This is a genomic window from Streptomyces sp. NPDC087845 (assembly GCF_044742755.1).
Taxonomy (GTDB): Bacteria; Actinomycetota; Actinomycetes; order Streptomycetales; family Streptomycetaceae; genus Streptomyces.
Genome location: NZ_JBIUVC010000001.1, coordinates 1 through 21,625 on the forward strand (window position 1 = coordinate 1; position 21,625 = coordinate 21,625).

The 21,625-nt window shown below is 69.0% G+C and carries 17 protein-coding genes, 2 tRNA genes and 1 pseudogene; 9 read left to right on the forward strand and 11 right to left on the reverse strand.

Features of this window, described 5'->3' with window-relative positions:
- A partial coding sequence (locus ACIOMQ_RS00005; protein WP_402187294.1) for a TetR/AcrR family transcriptional regulator occupies positions 1-570 on the reverse strand: 570 nt, incomplete at its 3' end.
- 121 nt (positions 571-691) lie between these two features.
- Here ACIOMQ_RS00005 and hisN point away from each other — a divergent pair.
- The gene (hisN, locus tag ACIOMQ_RS00010) at positions 692-1,492 is read left to right on the forward strand and encodes a histidinol-phosphatase (RefSeq protein ID WP_362200661.1); all 801 of its coding nucleotides are present in this window, start codon (positions 692-694) and stop codon (positions 1,490-1,492) included.
- A 37-nt stretch (positions 1,493-1,529) separates the two neighbouring features.
- Here hisN and ACIOMQ_RS00015 read toward each other — a convergent pair whose 3' ends face one another.
- Together ACIOMQ_RS00015 and ACIOMQ_RS00020 are read right to left on the reverse strand one after the other, a co-directional pair.
- Complete coding sequence (locus ACIOMQ_RS00015) at positions 1,530-2,672, reverse strand: tyrosine-type recombinase/integrase (RefSeq protein WP_401938267.1); 1,143 nt, start codon at positions 2,670-2,672, stop codon at positions 1,530-1,532.
- Between the two features lie 232 nt (positions 2,673-2,904).
- Positions 2,905-3,651: pseudogene (locus ACIOMQ_RS00020) on the reverse strand (RNA polymerase sigma factor); the annotation flags it as partial.
- A gap of 80 nt (positions 3,652-3,731) precedes the next feature.
- On the opposite strand from ACIOMQ_RS00020, the gene ACIOMQ_RS00025 reads away from it, so the two are divergent.
- Positions 3,732-4,490: a GntR family transcriptional regulator gene (locus ACIOMQ_RS00025; protein ID WP_401938264.1), complete on the forward strand. Its 759-nt coding sequence runs from the start codon at positions 3,732-3,734 to the stop codon at positions 4,488-4,490.
- Entirely contained in the window at positions 4,487-5,047 is a 561-nt protein-coding gene (locus ACIOMQ_RS00030) for an AAA family ATPase (RefSeq protein WP_402187296.1), read from the forward strand. The genes ACIOMQ_RS00025 and ACIOMQ_RS00030 overlap by 4 nt, the downstream gene beginning before the upstream one ends.
- Before the next feature lie 796 nt (positions 5,048-5,843).
- On the opposite strand, the gene ACIOMQ_RS00035 is transcribed toward ACIOMQ_RS00030, so the two are convergent.
- Entirely contained in the window at positions 5,844-6,236 is a 393-nt protein-coding gene (locus ACIOMQ_RS00035) for a hypothetical protein (RefSeq protein ID WP_401261171.1), read from the reverse strand.
- A gap of 1,819 nt (positions 6,237-8,055) precedes the next feature.
- Between ACIOMQ_RS00035 and ACIOMQ_RS00040 the strand changes: the two genes are divergently transcribed.
- On the forward strand, positions 8,056-8,460 hold the full coding sequence (locus tag ACIOMQ_RS00040; protein WP_362200657.1) for a CBS domain-containing protein: 405 nt from the start codon (positions 8,056-8,058) through the stop codon (positions 8,458-8,460).
- 71 nt (positions 8,461-8,531) lie between these two features.
- On the opposite strand, the gene ACIOMQ_RS00045 is transcribed toward ACIOMQ_RS00040, so the two are convergent.
- Positions 8,532-9,983: a catalase gene (locus ACIOMQ_RS00045; protein ID WP_402187300.1), complete on the reverse strand. Its 1,452-nt coding sequence runs from the start codon at positions 9,981-9,983 to the stop codon at positions 8,532-8,534.
- A gap of 161 nt (positions 9,984-10,144) precedes the next feature.
- On the opposite strand from ACIOMQ_RS00045, the gene ACIOMQ_RS00050 reads away from it, so the two are divergent.
- From ACIOMQ_RS00050 to ACIOMQ_RS00065, 4 genes are all read left to right on the forward strand, one after another.
- A complete protein-coding gene (locus ACIOMQ_RS00050) occupies positions 10,145-10,564 on the forward strand; it encodes a Fur family transcriptional regulator (protein WP_362200651.1) in 420 nt (139 codons plus the stop codon).
- Positions 10,565-10,762: 198 nt separating this feature from the next.
- Positions 10,763-11,596, forward strand: a complete 834-nt coding sequence (locus tag ACIOMQ_RS00055; protein WP_401753896.1) for an ABC transporter ATP-binding protein — start codon at positions 10,763-10,765, stop codon at positions 11,594-11,596.
- A complete protein-coding gene (locus ACIOMQ_RS00060) occupies positions 11,593-12,462 on the forward strand; it encodes an ABC transporter permease (protein ID WP_401753894.1) in 870 nt (289 codons plus the stop codon). The genes ACIOMQ_RS00055 and ACIOMQ_RS00060 overlap by 4 nt, the downstream gene beginning before the upstream one ends.
- 33 nt (positions 12,463-12,495) lie before the next feature.
- The gene (locus ACIOMQ_RS00065) at positions 12,496-13,638 is read left to right on the forward strand and encodes an ABC transporter substrate-binding protein (protein WP_401261179.1); all 1,143 of its coding nucleotides are present in this window, start codon (positions 12,496-12,498) and stop codon (positions 13,636-13,638) included.
- 63 nt (positions 13,639-13,701) lie between these two features.
- Here the strand turns inward: ACIOMQ_RS00065 and ACIOMQ_RS00070 are convergent.
- The 4 genes from ACIOMQ_RS00070 to ACIOMQ_RS00085 all read right to left on the reverse strand — a co-directional run bounded on the left by ACIOMQ_RS00070 (position 13,702) and on the right by ACIOMQ_RS00085 (position 19,493).
- A tRNA-Met gene (locus tag ACIOMQ_RS00070) sits at positions 13,702-13,775 on the reverse strand.
- A 222-nt stretch (positions 13,776-13,997) separates the two neighbouring features.
- Entirely contained in the window at positions 13,998-16,193 is a 2,196-nt protein-coding gene (locus ACIOMQ_RS00075) for a tetratricopeptide repeat protein (protein ID WP_401753890.1), read from the reverse strand.
- A 213-nt stretch (positions 16,194-16,406) separates the two neighbouring features.
- A tRNA-Met gene (locus ACIOMQ_RS00080) sits at positions 16,407-16,480 on the reverse strand.
- Positions 16,481-16,532: 52 nt separating this feature from the next.
- Positions 16,533-19,493: a UPF0182 family protein gene (locus ACIOMQ_RS00085; RefSeq protein WP_401985530.1), complete on the reverse strand. Its 2,961-nt coding sequence runs from the start codon at positions 19,491-19,493 to the stop codon at positions 16,533-16,535.
- 128 nt (positions 19,494-19,621) lie between these two features.
- Here ACIOMQ_RS00085 and ACIOMQ_RS00090 point away from each other — a divergent pair, with 128 nt between their 5' ends.
- The gene (locus ACIOMQ_RS00090; RefSeq protein WP_362200639.1) at positions 19,622-20,191 is read left to right on the forward strand and encodes a PPA1309 family protein; all 570 of its coding nucleotides are present in this window, start codon (positions 19,622-19,624) and stop codon (positions 20,189-20,191) included.
- A 27-nt stretch (positions 20,192-20,218) separates the two neighbouring features.
- On the opposite strand, the gene ACIOMQ_RS00095 is transcribed toward ACIOMQ_RS00090, so the two are convergent.
- Both ACIOMQ_RS00095 and ACIOMQ_RS00100 read right to left on the reverse strand, forming a co-directional pair.
- The gene (locus ACIOMQ_RS00095; RefSeq protein WP_362200636.1) at positions 20,219-21,307 is read right to left on the reverse strand and encodes a PDZ domain-containing protein; all 1,089 of its coding nucleotides are present in this window, start codon (positions 21,305-21,307) and stop codon (positions 20,219-20,221) included.
- Positions 21,308-21,451: 144 nt separating this feature from the next.
- On the reverse strand, positions 21,452-21,622 hold the full coding sequence (locus ACIOMQ_RS00100; RefSeq protein WP_362200633.1) for a hypothetical protein: 171 nt from the start codon (positions 21,620-21,622) through the stop codon (positions 21,452-21,454).
- Between the last annotated feature and the right edge of the window lie 3 nt (positions 21,623-21,625).

Consider the following 21,625-nt stretch of genomic DNA (forward strand, 5'->3'; position numbering starts at 1 on the left):
CCGCCCCCCCCCGCCCGGGGGGGCCGCCGGCCCCGGCGCGCCGCCCCCCCCCCGCCGGGGGGGGCGGGGGGGGGGGGGGCCCCGCCCCGGGGGGGGGGGGGGGGCCCCCCCCCCGCCGGGGGCCCCCCCCCCACGTCTCCTGACCTGGTCGAGCAGTTCGGCGGGGGTCGGTGTCCCCGCGTCGGCGCGCCGCTGGGCGGGCACGCGCGACGCGATCGGCACCGCGGGGTGTGCGGGGTGGGGTAACCACTCTCCCCAGCAGCCCGTGAGCAACCCCCTGACCAGGGCGTTCGCACGTACGGCACGGACGGTCCAGGCAGCGGTGGCGGCCAGCCTGTCGCCCGTACCGCCCGGTGATGCCAGCGCCCGTTCGACACCGGCCAGATAGCCGTCGGCCGCGCCCCGGAGGAGGGCGCGGGCCAGGCCGTCCTTGCTGCCGAACTCGTTGTAGAGGGTCTGCCGGGAGACCCCGGCGACGGACGCGACATCGACCATGCGCACCACCGGCCAGGGCAGGGTGGCCAGCGCCGCGAGGGCGGCGTCCAGCAAGGCGTCTCGCGCCGTGGGCATCGTCGCCTCCCGCGCCAAGGGTTCTGCGTTCCAGAGTTGACGTGCTCCCGGAGGCTGTCAATGGTCCGGGCGGCGCGAGGTCCGGTGGCTCTTGTTCATCTGCGGTCGATACTGTGACGGCATGCCCGACTACCACGATGATCTGCGCCTCGCCCATGTGCTGGCGGACGCCGCCGACGCGGCGACGATGGACCGGTTCAAGGCTCTGGACCTCAAGGTCGAGACCAAGCCGGACATGACTCCGGTGAGCGAGGCCGACAAGGCCGCCGAGGAACTGATCCGCGGCCACCTCCATCGGGCGCGCCCGCGCGACGCGATCCTGGGCGAGGAGTTCGGAATCGAGGGCACCGGTCCGCGGCGCTGGGTCGTCGACCCGATCGACGGCACCAAGAACTACGTCCGCGGCGTGCCGGTCTGGGCGACGCTGATCTCCCTGATGGAAGCGGGTGAGGACGGCTTCCAGCCGGTGGTCGGCGTGGTGTCGGCGCCGGCGCTCAACCGGCGCTGGTGGGCGGCCAAGGGCGCGGGTGCGTTCTCCGGTCGCAGTCTGACCTCCGCGACCCGGCTGCAGGTGTCGAAGGTGGAGCGGATCGCTGACGCCTCGTTCGCGTACGCGTCGCTGAGCGGCTGGGAGGAGCAGGGCCGGCTCGACGGGTTCATGGATCTGACCAGGGCCTGCTGGCGCACTCGCGGCTACGGGGACTTCTGGCCGTACATGATGGTCGCCGAGGGATCGGTCGACATCTGCGCGGAGCCGGAGCTCTCGCTCTGGGACATGGCCGCCAACGCGATCATCGTCCAGGAGGCGGGCGGGAGGTTCACCAGCCTGGACGGGGTCTCCGGTCCCGGCGGCGGCAATGCCGCGGCCTCGAACGGACTGCTCCACCACGAACTGCTGGGCTATCTGAACCAGCGCTACTGAAGCTACCTGCGGCCTGACCAGCAAGTTTCCTCCCTTTCTAGCCCCACTGGGCCGTCTGTGGGCCGTTGTCGGTGTCCGGGCCGCTCTCGAAGGCCCGGTTCACCGCCTCCCGCGTCTGCTTCTCGCTGCTCGGCATCAGGTGTGTGTACGTCCGCAGCGTGAAGCCCGGATCGTGGTGCCCCAAGTACTCGGACAGCGCTTTGATGCTCTCCCCCGCGTCCAGCAGAACGGACGCATAGAAGTGCCTCAGCGCGTGCATCCCGTTCTCCCGGCCATGCGGGACACCCGCCTTGCCGAGAGCGGGCCGCCACGCCTTCTCGTTGAAGACGCAGCGGTTCACCGCGCTCCCCTCGGCATTGCGGAAGAACACCGATGCGGCGAACGGTGAGCCGTCGACCACCCGCCACGGCAACGTCACTGCCACAGGCGGGTACTGCGCGGTGTGCGCCTCAATCGCGCGAGCGACGCTCTCAGGCAGAGGAACAGTGCGTGTCTTGCCACCCTTGGGCAGCGCGAATACCTGCCGTCCGGCGATGAGCTTGACCTGTCGGACGACGTGAACGACACCTTCGGCAAAATCCACGTCGTCAATGGCCAAGCCGAGCACTTCGCCCTGCCGCATGCCACACCCGCCGGCCAAGTCCACCATGGCCCGGTACCGCTCTGGGAGCTCCGAGCGCACCCGCAGCACGCGGTCAGGCCCCCACGGCACGATTCGGCGGGGTTCAGGCTTTGGAACTTTCACAGATGAGGAGCGGCACGGATTGTGCGGGATCAGGCGATCGTCTACGGCAGCCGCCAACATTGCGTTGAGGTTCGCGAAGATGACCCGCTGATAGGCGGGGGCCAGCCCTCCGTCTTCGAGCTTCCTCAGCCACTCACGGATGTGGATCGGCCTCAGCGAGTCGAGCGATCGGCTACCCAGGTGTGGCAGAACATGCAGGCGGATTCGAATCTCGGTGCTCACGAATGTGCTGGGGTCCATCGTTAGAGAGGCCAGCCATCGTTCGGCGTGCTGCCGCACCGTGAGGCGACCGGCCTGCGGGTCGATGTACTGCCCCCGCGACATGTCCGCCTCGATCCCAGAAAGCCACTTCTCGGCGGCGCGCTTCTGCTTGTCCGGGAAGCTCTTGGACTTCTCGGTGCCGTCGGGGCCGATGTAGCGGGCCCGGTAGCGCATGCCGGTGCCGTGCCGGTCGGTCTTGATGCGGGTGGGGCACCTCTCCGTTCAGGAGAAGCGCGCTCCGGGCCACGTCGTCCAGCCGCAGGAGAACTTCCCGCTGCGCCGCGCTCAGTGCCGCCAGCGCGTGCCGTTCCCATTCCGGTAGCGACTCCATGGCCACCGAGGGGTGGGACAGCTCAGGGTTGTCGATCTGGAGCAACAGGATTGCCGTCTTCGCGAGCCGGTCAGCGGTGGATTCGCTGCACCCCAACCGCTCGCCCATTACCTTGTGGGGCGTGCCGTCCAGCTTCAGCAGCAGCGCTTCACGCTCTCGCTCCGGAAGCGCGGCCACCATCCTCGCCAGATAGTCGGGCAGATCGGCCCAAGCGCACTGGCTTGGCAGCAGCGGGCACAGCGCGTTGCACGTGGCAGGCTCTGTCCAGTCCACCGCCGTCTCAGAGGACCGCAGCAGCGCGAAATGCTCTGCGATCTCGCGCTTCACCCGGACGAACAGGACCTTGCGGGTCTCCGTCTCGGACCACTCCGGGTGGCCCAGCACATCAGACGCTCCGCTGCGGGCCACCCGCACCCACATGGACTGAACGACGTCCTCAGCCAGCGCCCACGCCTCACCGTTTCCCATCCGGGTGCCACACAGCCGGGAGTAGGCGTATCGCACCAGGCGGTCCCCGTAGGCTTCGAACAGCACGGCGAGCCGGTCGGACTGCTCGACCGTCAGCGGGATGATCTCGCCGCTCTCCAGACGGCGACCCCCCGGGCCGTTGCCCGTGGCGGTTCCAGAGCTCCGATTCCTACGCTTCGCGACAGTTCCAGGCATGATGGGTACACCCCTATCGGGTCGGGGAGCGGCGATCTGCTTGGCGGTAGGAGCCGCCCCCTGTGAGAGCCCTGGTCTTCTGACCAGGGCTTTCTTTCGATCAGCGCCAGGTGCACAGCGCTGCTGTACCTCGCCGATCGGAGCGACCAACGGGCACATCCCTACGGTTCCCTAGGGCGCCCTAGGGTGTCAAGCGGTACGCTAGGGAACGCATCGACTGAGATAAGGGAGCTGACGTGATGTCGGAGCAGGTCGGCCATCGGGCGCCGTACGCAAAGATCGCCGCCCACTACACGGAACTGATCACATCGGGGCAGCTGCGGCCAGGAGAGCTTCTGCCCAGCATCAAGGCCCTGTCCCAGGAATGGAGCGTCAGCACGGCGACCGCCGAGAAGGCGTTGCGGCAGCTGCGCGGCGAAGGACTCGTGCGGGGCATTCACGGCATCGGCACCGAGGTGCTCGACCGCCCGACCCCGATGTCCTCGGGATCTCAGCGGCAGGACCGGGGGCGCCGCAGCGGTTCGAGCTGGGGGGCGGCCGAGCGGTCCGACTCGCATGAGGCGTCGGTAGTCCCGGCACCGACCGACGTGGCGGCAGCGCTGGACATCGCACCGGGGGCAGACGTCATCCGTCGACGCCGCGTGTACCGCGATCGGCGCGGCATCGTCGCGCATTCCACCTCGTGGATTCCCGCTGAGTACGGCGAGCTAGTGCCCCAATTGACCGAGAGCGCGTGTCTGACCGGTGGCACGTCGTTGCAGCTCATCGCCCAGGCCACCGGACGCCCGATCACCCGTCGGATCGACACCGCCTCAGCGCGCCTACTGAAGTCTGCAGATGCGAAGCTCCTGGAGTTGGAGCCCGCGAACCCGCCGACGGAGCCCGTGGTCGTCATGACTGCGAAGTTCGTCGACAGCGCGGGCCACGTCGTGGAATACGGCGTGGACCTTGGCGGACCGGGCCGGACGTGGCTCACGGAGTCGGAGGTCGCACAGTGACGGCAGCCTCGGCCCTGGGGCCGTTCTGCGTCCTGATGGCGGGACTCCCTGGCTCGGGCAAGACGACACTCTCTCGCGCCCTAACGGCCCGTGGGTTCGTCCGGCTGTGCCCGGACGAGGAGATGTTCCGCCGGCATGGCGTGTACGGGGTCGACTTTCCCCGGGGCATCTTCCCAAAGCTGGAACGCCCGGTGCTCGAAGAGATCGCCGTGGACCTCGGTGAGCAACTTCGAGCCGGACACAACGTGGTGGTGGACCACGGATTCTGGACCCCAGAGGACCGCGCTCACTGGCGGTCGGTGGCTGTGGACGCCGGTGCGTTGACGACGCTCGTCTACCTAGAGGCGAGTCACGAAGAACTCTGGACGCGGGTGAGCAAACGAAACGCTCAGCACGAAGCGGATCCAAACTCGATCTTCTTCTCGGAAAGCGACCTGACCCGCTACCGGACGCGATTCATCCCGCCTCAGAATGATGAGCCTCACATCGTCTACGGCGGTGACCCGAATTCGGTACTGAAGGCGCTTAAAAAGGCAGGAATGAAAGCTGAGTGCTAGACGCTACGCCCCTGATCAGAGGGCCATTTCACTGCTAGTGCCCCTGCTAGGTCTAGCAGAGGCACTGCGATGTTGGAGCGGTGAGTCAGGGGTCGCACCATCGCGGCACGGTAGGGGATACAAGGAGCGGCTGCGCCGCACATTCTTTGGCAGCTCGCTCCGCTCGCGCGACCAGCGCCGTACGTCCCGAGCACCGTCGCGCGGTTACGCAGGCCCGGCTGTAACACCGAAGCGGAACAAGCGGGTCCGGCTGTCGCGGCCTCGCTTGTCGAGGGTCAGCGTCCGCAGCGTCCGCACGTCCCGATCCTTAAGAGCCGTCTTGACCTGCGGTGACGCTCTCAAGAGGGAGCGGATCTTGCGGACGCTGCGGACGCTAGCGGACGCTATACATTTCGTTTAGCGTCCACACAGAAAGCGCAGGTCAGAGGCGGCGCCAGAGAGGTTGCGGACGCTGCGGACGCTGTTTTCTCTCAACTCTCTAGAAAGAGGTGCAGTGAGAGGTAAACGGAATGCCACCCCGCCCCTGAAATGCCTTGGTGAGCCATCCAGGAGGGGCGGGCCGGATGCCTTCAAGTGCCGATGCCCTCCGCCGCTCGGCCGTGGCTCCGGTCGGCATTTCAGAGGGAGGTCGGGCTCGCGAGGGAGGGAGAAGCCCCGGCCGCTCGCACAAGCAAGAGGAGCACGCCGCGCCGCAGGCAGGGTGCTCCTCTTGCTTGTGCGAGCGGAGAAGAGACCACCGCTGCCAGAGCGGGGTCTCTTCAACGGATGGGAGCCGCCGAGCGCCCGCGAGTTGGGATCAGGGCCGGTTCAGAGTCTTTGACCCGAGCCACGTGACTGTCTCGTTGCTATTGATGCGCACGAGCGTGACCGTAGCGCTGGACGCCCCACCTGCGAAGTCGGTGCTCATGGTGAAGTCGAACCCTGTGGTGTGGTTGTTGCAGGCAGTCCGGGTCTCAAAGGCGTTTCCGGGATAGGTCTGGAACGTAGCCTGGATACAACCGCTGATGTGGGACTCCACCCGCCCCGTCACGCCAACAGAGCGGTTGTAGAACTCAAAGCTCCCGTAGGTGCTGCCCTGGCCACCCGGCATGCTCCAACCCACCGGAGCAGCTGTAGCCGTTCCCATCGCAGCCATGAGAAGCGCTGCCGTCCCCGCCAGAACTCCCGTACCACCAAGCATCTTGCGCACGATGTACCTCCGAGTCGACTTGATTGGATCATCATACGCATCCCGCTCTCGGCCCTGTGGCGGACCAACGCCCTTACTGAGGTGTCCTACTGGGGTTCGGTGAGGCACGGCGCGTTGCTTGTTCGCGGGAAGCAGGCAGGGCGCCCGGCTCCATCAGCCGGTGTCGGATCGTTTGCCCTACAGGCCCAGTTGGCAACGCCGAAGAGACCACGGCCGCCCCCTGGGGAGTGGTCTCTTCGACCGCCAGCGTGCCGAGCGGGAAAGTACCGGGTGCAACTGCCGGCCGACTTGCCGCACCGGGCTGCTGGTGACGATGCGTGCTCGCTTGTAGCGACAAGCGGGGAACCAGGGGGGAGAGAGGCCACCCGGGGTAGGTGAACCGGGGTCGGGCGCTTGTCGCTACAAGCGACAACAAGCGACTCCCGTCACTTTCCGCTACCGCCTACTGGCTACTGGCTACTGGCTACTGGCTACTGGCTACTGGCTACTGGCCAATGTCCTGCTGGGAGGCCAGGGGTAGGCGGTGGAGGCCCGTTCTACTGGCTAGTGGCAAGTTGGCAGTAGCCAGTAGGCAGTAGCCGTGTGTGTCTGTGTGGGGTGTGGGGCCACACGACCCAGGGGAAGCCTGAAAGCCCGTTCCGCTCCGGTTTTCTGGCCTCTTTCGACGGCAGGCTGTGTGTGTCACACGCCCCACACATGCAGATCAGTGACCTACACGCGGCTGTGTAACGCACACAGCGTGTGTGGGTCACTGTGTGAGGGCTGTGTGGGTCCGTGTGTGGGTGGCTGTGTGGGTCGAAACAAGGGGCGAGGCGCTAGGCCACCGCCCGCCCGACACCCGCCGCGGGCGCCGAACAGCTCCGGGAGCTCCCGGCGTGGGCGGCTGAGGGTCGTCCGCCCGGAGGGCGGTCCGTACAGCTCTTTCCTGCACGCTTGTCGCTTGTCTTGTCGCCTGTCGCAAACGACGTCACTCACACCCGCCGGGGTACGGAAACCCCTTCTGACCTGGGTGCCGACAAGCGACAAGCGAGACGACAAGCCGCCCGTGGCTGACAGTGACCAAATCGACTGTGGTGGGCCCCCACAGGCAGACCCCCACAGACCCCCACAGCCGTGTGGGGCCCCACACGGCTGTGGGGGTCTCTGACCTGCATGTGGTGGGTGTGGGGCCCCCACAGAAGCCGCCCCCGAAAGCGCCCCTAGCCCCCCCCAGGACGCCTCGGGGGACATCCTGTGGGGGTCTGTGGGACTCCCACAGACCCCCACAAGAGACGCGACAGAGAGTGATGATCGCGTTGCCGCCTCGCCGGAGCGGCGGGCCAGGCCGTGAACCGTCGGTCGGCCAGCGGGGTGTCAGGAGGGACAGGGCTCCGGGTGTCAGGCAGTGTCACGCGGGTGTCAGGACCTGGTGTCAGGGCGCGTGACACCCGCTCCCGCCTAGGGGTTTGGGTGTCACGCGCCCGTGACGGTGTCAGGTGTCACGTGGGTGTCAGAGCCATTCACCGGGCCGATGGCCGGGCCGTCTGTGGGCCGTCGGAGGGTGGCCCACAGTCACCAACGTTCACCAACGTTGACCGGTGGATCGCAGGTCAGAGAGCACTCTCGTGCAGTCGCCACAGGCGGCCGAAGCCCATATTCAGTTCCAGCGCTACTGATCCGGAGTACGCCCCCGAGGGGCGGCGCGCACCACCGCGCGCCCCTCGGACGATCCCGTCCCCCCTTGTCCCGGTGCCGCATCGATGCAACCCTGAGAGTCCCCCTGCTTGTGAACTTGTGAATCGACTCACACGGTCGTTTCACGAAGGAGGTGGCTCTCTTCATGCTCGTCCGTGACGCCATGAGCACGCTGGTCCTCACCATCGGACCCACCCATACACTCCGCGACGCCGCCCGGCTGATGTCGGTCCGGCACGTGGGAGCCGCAGTCGTCCTCGACCGGGACACCAGCGGGCTCGGCATTCTCACCGAGCGCGACATCCTCGACGCGGTCGGATCGGGCCGGAATCCCGATGTCGAGACCGCCTCCGCCCACACCACCACCGATGTGGTCTTCGCCGCACCCACCTGGACCCTGGAAGAGGCAGCGGAGGCCATGACGCACGGCGGGTTCCGCCATCTGATCGTGCTGGACGACCACGGACCCGTCGGCATCGTCTCGGTCCGCGACATCCTGCGCTGCTGGACACCCACCAGGCGCCGCCACCGCGCGGAACTCGTCGGCTGAACCCCTGAACGACCGGTGGGCCGGCCCCCTCCGAAGAGGGGACCGGCCCACCGCCGACGACAGGCGTCCCGTCAGCCGCGCAGGGCCTGGACCACGGCCTCCAGACGCTTGCCGAAGTCGCCGTCCGCCTGGCGGAAGTTGTGGATCGCGCGCTCGGCGATGTCATCGCGCGACACCTTGGCGATGAACCCGGCGAGGTTGTCGATCAGCCGGGCCTTCTCGTCCTCGGAGAAGAGCCGGTAGAGGTTCCCGGCCTGCACGAAGTCGTTGTCCTCGGCGTGGCTCGGGGCCTCGTGCGTGCCGACCTCACCCGTGACCGGGGTGGCCTCCCACAGCGGCCGGTCCGTCTGGGCCGGTCCGCCGAAGCTGTTCGGCTCGTAGTTCTTCGCACCCTTGTGGCGGCCGTCGTACAGGTAGCCGTCACGGCTGTTGGTACGCGCCTCGGTGGCGTGCGGACGGTTCACCGGCAGGTGGTCGGCGTTGATGCCGACGCGATAGCGGTGGGCGTCGCCGTACGCGAAGAGGCGGCCCTGGAGCATCTTGTCGGGGGACGGACCGATACCCGGCACGAGGTGCGCGGGGCTGAAGACCGACTGCTCGACCTCGGCGAAGATGTTCTCCGGGTTGCGATTCAGCTCCAGCTTCCCGATCTCGATCGGCGGGTAGTCCTCGTGCGGCCACACCTTGGTGAGGTCGAACGGGTTGAAGCGGTACGTGGCCGCCTCGGCCGCCGGCATGATCTGGACCTGCACCGTCCACGACGGGAAGTCACCGCGCTCGATCGCCTCGCGCAGATCGCGCTGGTGGCTGTCCGGGTCCTCACCGGCGAGCGTGTTGGCCTCGGCCTGGGTGAGGTTCTTGATGCCCTGGTCGGTCTTGAAGTGGTACTTGACCCAGAAGACCTCGCCGGCCTCGTTGCTCCACTGGTACGTGTGCGAGCCGTACCCGTTCATGTGGCGGAAGCTGGCCGGGATGCCGCGGTCGCCGAAGAGCCAGGTCACCTGGTGGGTCGACTCGGGCGACAGCCCCCAGAAGTCCCAGACGTTGTCCGCCTCCTGCGAGCCGGTGTACGGGTCGCGCTTCTGGGTGTGGATGAAGTCCGGGAACTTGATGGCGTCCTTGATGAAGAACACCGGGGTGTTGTTGCCGACGAGGTCGTAGTTGCCCTCCTCGGTGTAGAACTTCAGCGCGAAGCCGCGGGGGTCGCGCACCGCGTCGGCGGAGCCTAGGTTGCCCGCGACGGTCGAGAAGCGGAGGAACGTCTCGGTCTGCGTGCCGACCGCGGAGAGGAACTTCGCCCGCGTCCACTGCGAGACGTCGCGGGTCAGGGTGAACGTGCCGTACGCGCCGGCGCCGCGGGCGTGCACGATGCGCTCCGGAATGCGCTCGCGGTTGAAGTGCGCGAGCTTCTCCAGCAGCGACTGGTCCTGCACCAGCACCGGACCGCCGACGCCCGCGGTCTGGCTGTTCTGGTTGTCGGCAACCGGCGCGCCGGCCTCCGTGGTGAGCGGTCCCTGCGTCACGTGCGCCTCCTGCGTCGTTCCTGCACATTCGTCATGTCCTGCACAGCCTGTCCCTTGGCCTATGCCGATTCCGATCCTACAATGGACATTGTCCAAGTCAAGTGAACATCCAAAGTCACACTTGTTCGGGACCTGGTCCCCCCACTGTTAGGCTTGTGCTTATGAGTGACCTGTTGGAACGACTTCGCGGACGCGGCTGGCGCATGACCGCCCAGCGGCGCGTCGTGGCCGAGGTCCTCGACGGGGACCACGTGCACCTGACGGCCGACGAGGTCCACGCACGGGCCGTCGCCAAGCTGCCCGAGATCTCCCGCGCCACCGTCTACAACACCCTGGGCGAAATGGTGACCCTCGGCGAGGTCATCGAGGTCTCCACGGACCGCCGGGCCAAGCGGTACGACCCGAACGCACACCGCCCCCACCACCACCTCGTCTGCGCACGCTGCGGCACCATCCGCGACGTGCACCCGGCCGGCGACCCGCTCGCGGATCTGCCGAGCGACGAGCGGTTCGGCTTCACGGTCTCCGGCGTCGAGGTGACCTACCGCGGCATCTGCCCGAACTGCGCCGCGACGACCTGACTTCTGTCACGGAGGGCCCCGGTGCGAGCATCACCCGCACCGGGGCCCTCCGCGTGAGCGCCCGCGGGACATGACGCACACACCCGGCCCCACCACGCGCGCACCCCCTTCCCGAATCTGACGGGTCGTCATATCGTCGGCGGCGATCACGTCCGCCCCGCGGCGGATCCGCACCTCGATACGCGCGAGGAGAGACCCGTGGGAGATCCGCACCCGACCCCACCCGAAGCCCCGGCCCCGCCTCCGGCCCCCGCCACCGCCACCAGTCCCAAACTCCGCGCCGACGCGCTCACCCGCTCGTTCGGACGCGGTACCAAGGCGCTGCCCGCCCTCGGCCCCGTCGACCTCTCCGTCGCACCGGGCGAGTTCACCTGTCTCGTCGGCCCGTCCGGCTGCGGCAAGTCCACGCTGCTCAGAATCGCCGCCGGGCTGCTCCGCCCCAGCTCCGGCGAGCTGTCCATCCGTACGGCCTCGTCCCGCCCGGCCGCGATGATCTTCCAGGACTACGGGATCTACGACTGGAAGACCGTACTGGCCAACGTCCGCTTCGGCCTCGACATCCAGCGCGTACCGCGCAAGGAGGCGGACGCCAAGGCGCGCGACTGGCTGGCCCGGATGGGGCTCTCCGACTTCGCGGGGGCGTATCCGGCCGCCCTCTCCGGCGGGATGCGGCAGCGGGTCGCGATCGCCCGCGCCCTCGCCGTCGAGCCCGAGCTGCTGCTGATGGACGAGCCGTTCGCGGCGCTCGACGCCCAGCTGCGCACGATCCTCCAGGACGAGCTGCTCGACCTCACCCAGACCACCCGTACCACCACCCTCTTCATCACCCACAGCCTCGAAGAGGCGATCGTCCTCGGGGACCGGGTGCTGGTGATGTCCGCCAGACCGGGGCGGATCATCGCCGAGCGCCGCCCGCCATTCGGCCGCCCGCGCACCGGCGAGGTCCGGTCGGCGCCCGAATTCACCGCGCTGAAGAGCGAACTGTGGGAACTGCTGCGCGGCGAGGTGCGGAGGGAGGCGGTCCCGGCATGAGCGCCTCCGTACGTGCCACGAAACCCGACGACGGGGTGCTGATCCGCAGACCGGGCCCGCAGGAGCTTCATCCGGTACGCACCCACCGCAGGCGCCGCGCCCTCGAACTCGCGCTCGCCGTCGCCGTACCGCTGGCGCTGGTGCTGCTCTGGCAGCTCGCCGCCACGCAGTCCTGGATCGACGGGCGGGTCTACCCCGCCCCCTCCACCATCCTGGCGGACGGCTGGGACCGGGCGGGCGCCGGTGAGCTGTGGCCGGATGTGTGGGCCACGCTCAGGCGGGTCCTCGGCGGCTATGCGATCGGCACCGCTGCGGGATACGCGCTCGGGCTGCTGATGGGCTCGCTCTCACTCGTACGGGCGGCGCTGGAGCCGTTGCTCGACGCCCTGTACGTCGTACCGAAACTGGCCCTGCTGCCGGTCTTCCTCAACATGTTCGGCCTCGGCGAGGGGCCGCAGATCGCCCTGGTCGCCGCGACCGTCTTCTTCTTCGTCTGGATCTCCACCATGGCGGCCGTGCTCGCCGTCCCGGTCGGCCACCGTGACGCCGGTCGGGTCTTCGGCGCCTCGCCCCGGCAGATGTTCCGGCACGTGCTGCTGCCCGCGTCGCTGCCCGCGGTCCTGGTCGGGGCGCGGATCGCGGCGGGGGTGGCCGTACTGGTCATCGTCGCCTCCGAGCAGATCGCGGCCGCCGACGGACTCGGCCATCTGATCTTCGACTCCCGGGCGCTGTTCCGGAACGACGTGATGTTCGTCGGCATCGTGTGTGTGGCGGTCCTCGGTGTCGTCTTCTCCGAAGTGGTGCGGATCGCCGGGCGGCTGCTCACCCCGTGGGCCCCGCGCGACCGCGGTCGCGGCCAGTCCTGAACGGCTCCCCCACGTTCTTCGTACGGAGGCACTGTGCGTACACGTACCCCCTTGACCTGCACCGTCGTACTCGTCACCGCGTCCCTGCTCGGCGCGGCAGGCTGCGCCGGGAAGGACTCCACCCACGGCAGCGGCCCCGCCGCGCCCCGCACCGTCACACCCGTCGCGGGCTGCGGCACCGGCAGCTGGACCGACCCGGCCGACCTCGCCCCCGACCGGAAACCGGCCCGCTGCGACAAGGGAGCCCCGGCCCCCCGGCCCCTGGCGAAGAAACGGAAGATCACCGTCGCGACCGGCACCCTGAGCGCGGAGTACGTCGCTCCGCTCCAGGTCGCGGTGGCGAAGGGCGAGTTCGCCGAGGAGGGGCTGGACGTGCGGCTGAAGGTGCTGCCCACCCCGGACGCCCTGCCGCTGCTCGCCAAGGGCGATGTGGACGCCCAGTGGGCGGCTCCCGAGGCGGCCGTGATGAACGGCATCAACGGCGGCTTCGACATCAAGTGGGTGGCGGGGAACTTCTCCCCCGACCCCACCTCCAAGAGCGGCCTGTGGGTACGCCTCAAGGACGGCGAGAGCGCCGATCACGTCGACATGGCGGGCCGCAGGATGGGCACGATGATCGGCAAGGGCTCGGTCATCGCGTACCCGATGGACACCTCCCTGCGGAAGCACGGCGGCGGCCTCGACAGGATCGGCTTCCAGCAGCTCGGTTCCGCGGACGTGCTGACCGCACTGGAGAACGGCGGTGTGGACTCCGCATGGCTGCTCGACCCGGTCTGGCGCACGGTGGACGGCGACGAGAAGTACGCGTTCCTGGGCGGCCAGCCGGTCGGCGAACCGCTCGGTGGCGTGCTCTTCGGCCCGGCGCTGCTGAACCAGGACCCGGACGCGGGCGTCGCCTTCCTCCGGGCCTACATCCGGACGGTGAACACCTACTTCGCCGGCGACTACAAGTCCGACCCCGTGTTCGTCGCCGAGCTGGCGAAGCTGATGAAGACCGACGAGGCCACGCTGCGATCGACCCCGTCACTGCGGATGGACTGGGAGATACGGAAAGGCACGACGGACCGGCTGCAGAAGGCGTACGCGGACGCGGATGTCTCGAAGGGCGCCCCGGTACCGGAGGCGAAGGCGGTCGACCGGGCGATGTACGAGGAGGCGGTGGGCCACACCCTCTGATACACACGCACGGATACGCACGGAAGGCCGGATCCTCTGGAGGATCCGGCCTTCCGTGTTCAGTAGCGGGGACAGGATTTGAACCTGCGACCTCTGGGTTATGAGCCCAGCGAGCTACCGAGCTGCTCCACCCCGCGTCGTTGTGTTCCCCACCGTACGTCACCGCTCCGGACCAGCGCAAATCAGTTCCGGCGCGGGGCGGGGCGGGGAGGCCGTCCGGGGCGGCGCGGGGAGCGGGGACGGGGCGGGGCGGCGGTCCGGCGCGGGACGAGGCGGGGCCGGGACCGCTGCTTTCACGAGCCCCGTTCGCGGCCTCACCGCTCGGCCCCCGCTCGGCCCCCGCTCGGTCCTGCGCGGTCCTACGCGGTGAGCTCCTGGTGCAGCGCCTCGCGCAGCCGGGCGGCGCGCTCGGCGACCTCCGCCGGTCCCAGCTCGACCGCCCGCGCGCACCAGCGCTGCCCCTCGGTGAGCTCGCCGCGGCGGGCGGCCAGCAGGGCCAGGCGCAGCGCGGCCCGCCCGTGCCCGTCGTTGGCCGCTCGGCTCCACCACAGCGCTGCCTCCCGCTCGCTGCCCTCACGGGCGAGCAGCAGTCCGAGGTTGAAGGCGCCGTTGCGGCTGCCCGCCTCGGCGGCCTCGCGGTACCAGCGGGCCGCGCTGTCCACGTCGCCCCGGGCGGCCGCAAGCATGCCGACCCGCACCTGGGCACGGCGGTGCCCCTGCTCGGCGGCCCGCTCGTACCACTCCTCGCACTCGGTCTTCTCCGGCATCGGCTCGCCGAGCGCGGGAGGGCCGGGCGGCGGCTGCCGCGAGTCCAGTACCCCGGCCAGCCGGAAGGCCGCCTCGGCGCTGCCACCGCCCGCCGCGCAGCGCAGATGACGCTCGGCCTCCTGCGCCTCGCCCTGGTGCAGCAGGGCCATGCCGACCTGGAGCGCGGCCTCGGTGTGGCCGGCCGCCGCAGCGCGCTCGTACCAGACCAGCGCCGCACGGTCCTCATCACGTCCGGCGTACAGGATGCCGAGGTTGAAGGCCGCGTCCACACTGCCCGCCTCGGCGGCCTTGGAGAACCAGGGCTCGGCGCCGGTCGCGTCGCCCGCCTGGAGCAGGAGCACGGCCAGCGCGTTGGCGGCCTCGCGGTGGCCCGCGTACGCGGCACGGCGGTACCACTGCTCGGCCTGGGGCGTACGGTCCTGAGCCGCGCAGAGCAGCCCCAGGTTGTAGGCGCCGTTGACGTCGCCCGCATCCATGGCGGCGCGGTACCAGCGCTCGGCGGTCTGCTGCTCGCCGCGGGCCGCGTGCAGGGCGCCCAGTGCGTTGGCGGCGTTCCCGTCCCCCTCCTGGGCGGCGCGCAGCCACCACACGGCGGCGCTCTCCTCGTCGCCCGCGTCACGGAGCAGGAAGCCGAGCGCACAGGCGGCCCGCGCCTCACCGGCCTTCGCGGAGACGAGGTACCAGCGGCCGGCCTCCTTGGGCTCGCCGCGCTGTTCGAGGATGGCACCGAGGTGCAGGGCGGCGCGCCGGTGACCGCGCGCGGCGGCCTGCCGGTACCACTGCTCGGCCTCGCCCACGCGCCCGGTCGCCGGGCCTGCCACCGGGCCGTCGGTCCGGCGCCCCGCGGACCGGCCGGCGGCACCCGCCCGATCGGCCACGCCCGCACCGGTTGCGGAGCCGAGGCCGGGACCGGGGCCCAGCCCGGGGCGGCCGAAGGCATCGTGCGGATCGTCGGCGGCGCTGCGGTCCAGCATGCGCGCGAGGCGGTACGCGGCCTCCCGGTGCCCCTGTTCGGCGGCGGCGCGCAGCCAGCGCTCGGCGCCTACGTCGCTGCGGTGTTCCAGCAGATCGGCCAGGGCGTACGCCCCCAGCGCGTGCCCCTGCTCGGCGGACTGCCTCAGCCAGTACTCGGCGCCGGGCTCGTCACCGCGCTCCCGGTAGTGGCGGCCGAGGGCGTGCGCGGCGGCGGCGGAACCCGCGACGGCCGCGATACGCCACCAGCCGGCCGCGTCGTCGATGTACCCGCGCTGATGGAGAAGGACGCCCAGGTTGTTGGCCGCGGCCCGGTCGCCGTCCGCGGTGGCCGCGCGCAGGTAGGACTCGGCCCCGTCCAGATCACCGCGGCGCAGCAGCAGGGCGCCGAGGACGCTCATCGACGCGGTGTCCCCGGCGTCGGCGGCGCGGCGGTGGCGCGCCTCGCTCTCGGCGCTCTCCGGACTCTCTCGGGCCTCCTGGGCCCCTTGGGCCACGGGGCCCTCCGCAGCCTCAATGGCCCCGGCGGTCCCGGTGATCCCGGTGATCTCCGCGCTCTCGGCGCTTTCTGTGCTCTCGACGGTCGCGGCACACCCCGCAGTCTCGGCGGTCTCGGTCGTCCCAATGATCCCAGAGGTTGCAGTGATCCCAGAGGTCTCGGTGACCTCAGAATTCTCGGCGATCTCAGCGGTCTCGTTGCTCTCCGCGGCAGCTGCGCCAAAAGCCGCATTCATCACGCTATCCGGCCGATGAACACGGCGCTGCACAAACCGCCCTGTATCCAACAGAGTTGCCCTGTCCCCCATAAATACCATCGTCGCACCACCTGCAACCCGCGTACACCTGGTATACCGCGGCCAGTGAGGTCACTTCAGCGTTTTGTCGACATGCCCACAGAGAGATAAGTCAAACACGTCCGGGGCCAACTCGTGCCCCGCGAACCGCCCTTTACACGCACCGTTCAAGAATGTCGTCGCGACACGACGAAGGCCCGGATCCTCGAAAGGATCCGGGCCTTCGTCTTTCAGTAGCGGGGACAGGATTTGAACCTGCGACCTCTGGGTTATGAGCCCAGCGAGCTACCGAGCTGCTCCACCCCGCGTCGTTGTGTTCAAACAGTACCACGACGCGAGGTGGGGCCTTTACCGGGTCACTCAGCCACCACTACTGGATTCAGACGTTTTGCCCGAATCGCCCGAACTGTCGGAATTATTCGCACCGTTCGCGGCGCCGGCGCTGTTCGCGCTGCCCGACTTGGGCTGGGCGGCCGCCGCACGCCGCAGCGCGTCCTGGAGATCCGCCTGGGCCTTCCCGTAGGCGCTCCAGTCCTGCTTCTTCAGGGCTGCCTCGCCTTCCGCGTAGGCCTTCTGCGCGTCCGCGATCGCCTTCTTCAGCGCGGCGTCACCGGTGGCCGGCGGCTGTGTCGTTTCGCCCGGTGGCCTGGTGGTTTCGGCGGGTGGCTGGCCGGTGCCGGAGTCCGTCACCCCGAAGACCGCGTTGAGCGCCTCCCCGAGGCTGTTCTCGAAGACGGTCTTCGACCCGTACGAGGCGGCGACCTTGCGCAGCAGCGGGTAGTTCTGCGTGCCACCGCGCGTGTACACCGGCTCGATGTAGAGGAAGCCTCCTTCGAGCGGCACGGTCAGCAGGTTGCCGTACTCGATGTCGGAATCGGTTCCCTTCAGGTTTCTCACGAACTCGGCGACGTCGTCGTTGCCGTTGAGCTCGCTCTGCACCTGGCCGGGGCCCTTCACTGTGGTGGTGACTCTCAACAGCCTTATCGTGCCGTAGTCCTTACTGGCCGCGTCGGCGTCCACCGCCATGAACGCCCCGAGGTCGGGCCGCCCCTTCGGGGTGAACGTCGTCGTCAGCGAGAACTTCTGGGCCGCCTGGTCCGGCATCTTTATGCTCAGGTAGTACGGCGGGACGGCACCGGACTCCTTGTTGGTCGGGTCGTCCGGGACCTGCCACGCGTCACTGCCGCTGTAGAACTGGGCGGGGTTCGTGACGTGATAGCGGGTGAGCAGCTCCCGCTGCACCTTGAACAGGTCCTGCGGGTACCGCAGATGGTCCCTCAGCTCCTGCGGGATGTCCGTCTTGGGCTGCACGGTCCCCGGGAACGCCTTGCGCCAGGTCTTGAGGACCGGGTCCTCGGTGTCCCACTCGTAGAGCTTGACCTTGCCGTCGTAGGCGTCGACGGTGGCCTTCACCGAGTTGCGGATGTAGTTGACCTGGTTCTGCTGGGCGACGACCGCACGCTGGTTGGTGGTCAGCGAGTCGGCCGTGGTGTCACCGAGCGTCGTACGCGAGGCGTACGGGTAGCCGTTGGTGGTGGTGTACGCGTCGACGACCCACTGGATGCGGCCGTTCACCACGGCCGGGTAGGCGTCGCCGTCGATGGTCAGCCACGGGGCGACCGCCTCGACGCGCTCCTTGGGCGTGCGGTTGTAGAGAATCCGCGAGCCCTCGCCGATGGCCCCCGAGTAGAGGATCTGCGGCTCGCTGAACGCCACCGCGTACGCGGCGCGGTTGAAGGCGTTGGAGAGGCTGACCCCGCTGTTGCCCTGGTAGCTGGTGGTCTTCTCGCCGTCCTCCTCGTAGTCGAGCTCCTTCTGGGGCCCGCCGACGATGGAGTACTGCTCGGTCTTCTCGCCGTAGTAGATCTGCTGCTCGTACTTGCCCAGCTCACCCGAGGTCGGCAGACCGGACTCGGTGAAGTCCGGGGAGCCCTTCGGGTTCTTGCCGGTCGTCGTGCCCCGGGCCGCGATGGCGCCGTAGCCGTGGGTGTAGGTGAAGTGGTCGTTGATCCAGTTGCGCTTGGGGATGCCGTCGAGGTTGAGCTCGCGCAGACCGATGACCGTGTCCTGGTCCTTGCCGGCGGCGTCCTTGTAGCGGTCCACGTCCAACGTCTTGGGGAACTGGTAGTAGTTCCTCTTCTGCTGGAGCTGCTGGAAGGCCGGAGAGACGACGTTGGGGTCCATCACCCGGTAGCTGGCGGCGTCGTCCGCGCTCGCGCGCAGTTTGGCGTCGTCACTCGTCGTGCTCTTGCCCGAGTAGTCGTCGACCTGTGCGTTGTCGATGTCGTACGCGTCACGCGTCGCTTCGATGTTCTTCCGGATGAACGGCGCTTCCTTGGCCTGCTCGTTCGGCTGGACCTGGAACTTCTGCACGATCGCCGGGTACAGCCCGCCGATCAGGATCGCCGAGAGCACCATCAGACCGAAGCCGATCACCGGGAGCTGCCAGGTCCGGCGCCAGAGCGTCGCGAAGAAGAGCACGGCGCAGATCGCGGCGATGCAGAACAGGATGGTCTTCGCCGGAAGGTAGGCGTTGGCGTCGACGTAGCGCAGGCCCGTCCAGTTGTCCGTGGCCTTGAAGTCGCTGGACTTCACGGCCAGACCGTAGCGGTCGAGCCAGTACGCCACGGCCTTCAGCGAGACGAAGACACCGAGCAGCACCGACAGGTGGCCGGTGGCCGCGCCGGTCGCCCGCGCGCCGGGGCTGGTGATGCGGAGCCCGCCGTACAGATAGTGGGTCAGCGCGGCGGCGATCAGCGAGAGCACCGTGGCCGCGAAGCCGAAGCCCAGCAGGAAGCGGTACCAGGGCAGATCGAAGGCGTAGAAGGACACGTCCAGATGGAACTGGGGGTCCTTCTGGTGGAACGCCACGCCGTTCACGTACATCAGCCAGGTGCGCCACTGGCCGGAGGCGGATGCTCCGGCGATCAGCCCGACGAGCGCGGTGATCGCGAGCAGCACCCACTTCTTGTACGGGGCGAGGCTCATCCGGTAGCGGTCCAGGCTCTGCTGCTCCAGGGACATCGCGCTCAGCGGCGGCCGGAGCCGGTGCGCGAGCCAGATGTTCAGGCCGACGACGAACGCCATCAGCAGTCCGAAGACGAGGAACAGCCCGATCTTGGTCCACAGGGTGGTGGTGAAGACGGACGAATACGCGACCGACCGGTACCAGAGCCAGTCCGTCCAGAACCCGGCGAACATGACGAACGCCATGGCGAGAACCGCCAGGACGCCAAGTGTCATGAGCAGGGTACGGGCACGCCGGGACGGGCGGCCGACTCTGATCCGTGGCCCGGTCGGGCCTCCGCCGCGGTCCGGCATCTGGAAAGCCAACGTGCGCACCTCGAAGTTCGCGGGTCGTGTGGAGCGGGCCCAGCGATCGTAGAGCCCACCTATGCAACTTACTGACGCTTTACCTAGTTCCCGCTCCCGGGGCGGAAGGAGGCAGGATGTCGGTCATGCCCAACGTTTCCCCCTCAGGCCCCCCGATGGCCGCGAGCCCCCTCACCGTCGCCGTGCTCGAAATCGACGAGTACATCTCCGGCCTCGGCTGGGACCAGCCGGCCCGGCTCTTCGCTCTCGTCGACACCGCCCGGCTGCGGGCCCAGGAGCCCGGCCTCGCCGCCCAGCTCGGTCTCGACAGCTCCGACTCCCCGACCGCCTCACTCACCCCCATCGAGCAGGAGGAGCTTCCGGCCGGCACCGCCCTGGACGAGTTCCTCGCCACGATCGCCTGGCCCGACGCGGTGATCGGATGCGCGATGACGGTGGAGCGGCTGATGCTGCCGCCGTCCGCCGAGGCCTCCGTACCGGAGGGACTCGGCGATGCCCAGCTGACCAAATGGGTCGCCAAGCACCCGGAGCGCCAGGAGGTTCGGATGACCGTGGCCGTCCTCAGGGACGGTACGCGCGAGTCGGCCGTACGGCTCCGCGAGAAGGACTCGCCGAGCGAGGTGCGGACCGGCTCCGGCCTGGTGCCCGGACTGGCCGACGCACTGGCCGCGACCTTCGAGGCCTGACCCGCCGCGTCCCCGCCGGGGGCGCGGTCAGCCTGCCGAGCAGCTCGGCAGGCCGGCCGTGTCCCCTGCCTTGATCTTCTCCAGCGACTTCTTCGCGTCGTCGATCGTCTTCACCTTCACCAGCGTGAGTCCGCTCGGGGTGTCGGACGCGGCGGCCTTGCAGTTCTCGTCCGGCGTCAGGAAGTACCGGGCGCCGGCGTCGCGCGCGCCGACCAGCTTCATGTTGATGCCGCCGATCGGGCCGACCTTCCCCTTGTCGTCGATCGTGCCGGTGCCGGCGACGAACTTCCCGCCGGTGAGGTCGGTGGGGGTCAGCTTGTCGATGATGCCCAGGGAGAACATCAGCCCGGCGCTCGGGCCGCCGACGTCGGCCAGCTTGATGTCGATCCGGAACGGGAACGTGTGGTCCGTTCCGGCCTGGATGCCGACGATCGCGCGGTTCTCCTTGGGGGCCTTCGCGGTGGTGATGGTGATCTTCCGGCTGCCCTCGGGCTCCTTGCCGGCCTTCTCGGCCTCCTGCGCCGTCTTCGCCGGGATGATCGTGAACGTGACGTCCTCGCCGGGCTTGTGGCGGGTGACGAGCTTCGCGACGTCCTCGGGCTGCTTCACCGCGCTGCCGTCGACCTGCTTGATCACGTCGCCGGCGTGCAGCTTGCCCTGGGCGGGGCTGTCCTTGACGACCGTGGAGACCACGACGCGCGCCGGCACCGGGATGCCCAGCTCGGTCAGGGCGGCGACCTTGGCGCTCTCCTGGGACTGGCTGAACTCCTCGGCGTTCTCCTGCGTCGACTGCTGCTCGGTCTTGCCGCCGGGGTACAGCGTGTCGTGCGGCACGACCACGCTGTCGTGGGCCAGCCAGCCGTACACGGCCTCGACGAGGTTCATCCGGTAGTCGGCGCCGGTCACCCGGACCGTCGTCATGTTGAGGTTGCCGGACGTCGGGTACGTCTTGTGCCCGGAAATCTGCAGAACCGGTTCGCCGTCGACCTTGCCGAGGGTGTTCACGGTCGGCCCGGGAGACATCTCCGAATACGGCGCTTTGATCAGCACGCCTGCGCAGAGCAGCGCGATGAGGATCAGCGTGGAGGCGAGCATCGTCGCGGTGCGGCGTGGCATGGAACGACAGTACGGGAAGGGTCTGTGAGTGCACCGTCGGGGCCGGGCCGTACGGGGCGGGGAGCCGGGCGTGGGGCTGTGCCGGAGGGCTTCGGCCTTCGGTGCCGCGCTGCGGATTGGCGACTGCGTACGTCCGCCGAAGGGTCAGACGGCATCGGAACCGGAGTGCGACTTCTCCATCGCCTCACGGAACCGGGCATACCCGGCGAGTTCTGAAACATCACCGGTCGTGCGATTGCGGGTGGCCCAGCTTCCCCATATCGCAGCGCCGAGCGCAGCGAAAAGCGGAATCAACAACCAGGCGAGTGCTGCCATTAC

Coding starts and splice junctions, on each gene's coding strand:
- ACIOMQ_RS00015 (WP_401938267.1), bottom strand. CDS start 2,672: ATGCGCTACCGGGCCCGCTACATCGGCCCCGACGGCACCGAGAAGTCC.
- ACIOMQ_RS00060 (WP_401753894.1), top strand. CDS start 11,593: ATGAGCGCCTCCGTACGTGCCACGAAACCCGACGACGGGGTGCTGATC.
- ACIOMQ_RS00090 (WP_362200639.1), top strand. CDS start 19,622: ATGTCGGTCATGCCCAACGTTTCCCCCTCAGGCCCCCCGATGGCCGCG.
- ACIOMQ_RS00095 (WP_362200636.1), bottom strand. CDS start 21,307: ATGCCACGCCGCACCGCGACGATGCTCGCCTCCACGCTGATCCTCATC.
- hisN (WP_362200661.1), top strand. CDS start 692: ATGCCCGACTACCACGATGATCTGCGCCTCGCCCATGTGCTGGCGGAC.
- ACIOMQ_RS00100 (WP_362200633.1), bottom strand. CDS start 21,622: ATGGCAGCACTCGCCTGGTTGTTGATTCCGCTTTTCGCTGCGCTCGGC.
- ACIOMQ_RS00085 (WP_401985530.1), bottom strand. CDS start 19,493: ATGCCGGACCGCGGCGGAGGCCCGACCGGGCCACGGATCAGAGTCGGC.
- ACIOMQ_RS00050 (WP_362200651.1), top strand. CDS start 10,145: ATGAGTGACCTGTTGGAACGACTTCGCGGACGCGGCTGGCGCATGACC.
- ACIOMQ_RS00025 (WP_401938264.1), top strand. CDS start 3,732: ATGTCGGAGCAGGTCGGCCATCGGGCGCCGTACGCAAAGATCGCCGCC.
- ACIOMQ_RS00040 (WP_362200657.1), top strand. CDS start 8,056: ATGCTCGTCCGTGACGCCATGAGCACGCTGGTCCTCACCATCGGACCC.
- ACIOMQ_RS00075 (WP_401753890.1), bottom strand. CDS start 16,193: ATGGTATTTATGGGGGACAGGGCAACTCTGTTGGATACAGGGCGGTTT.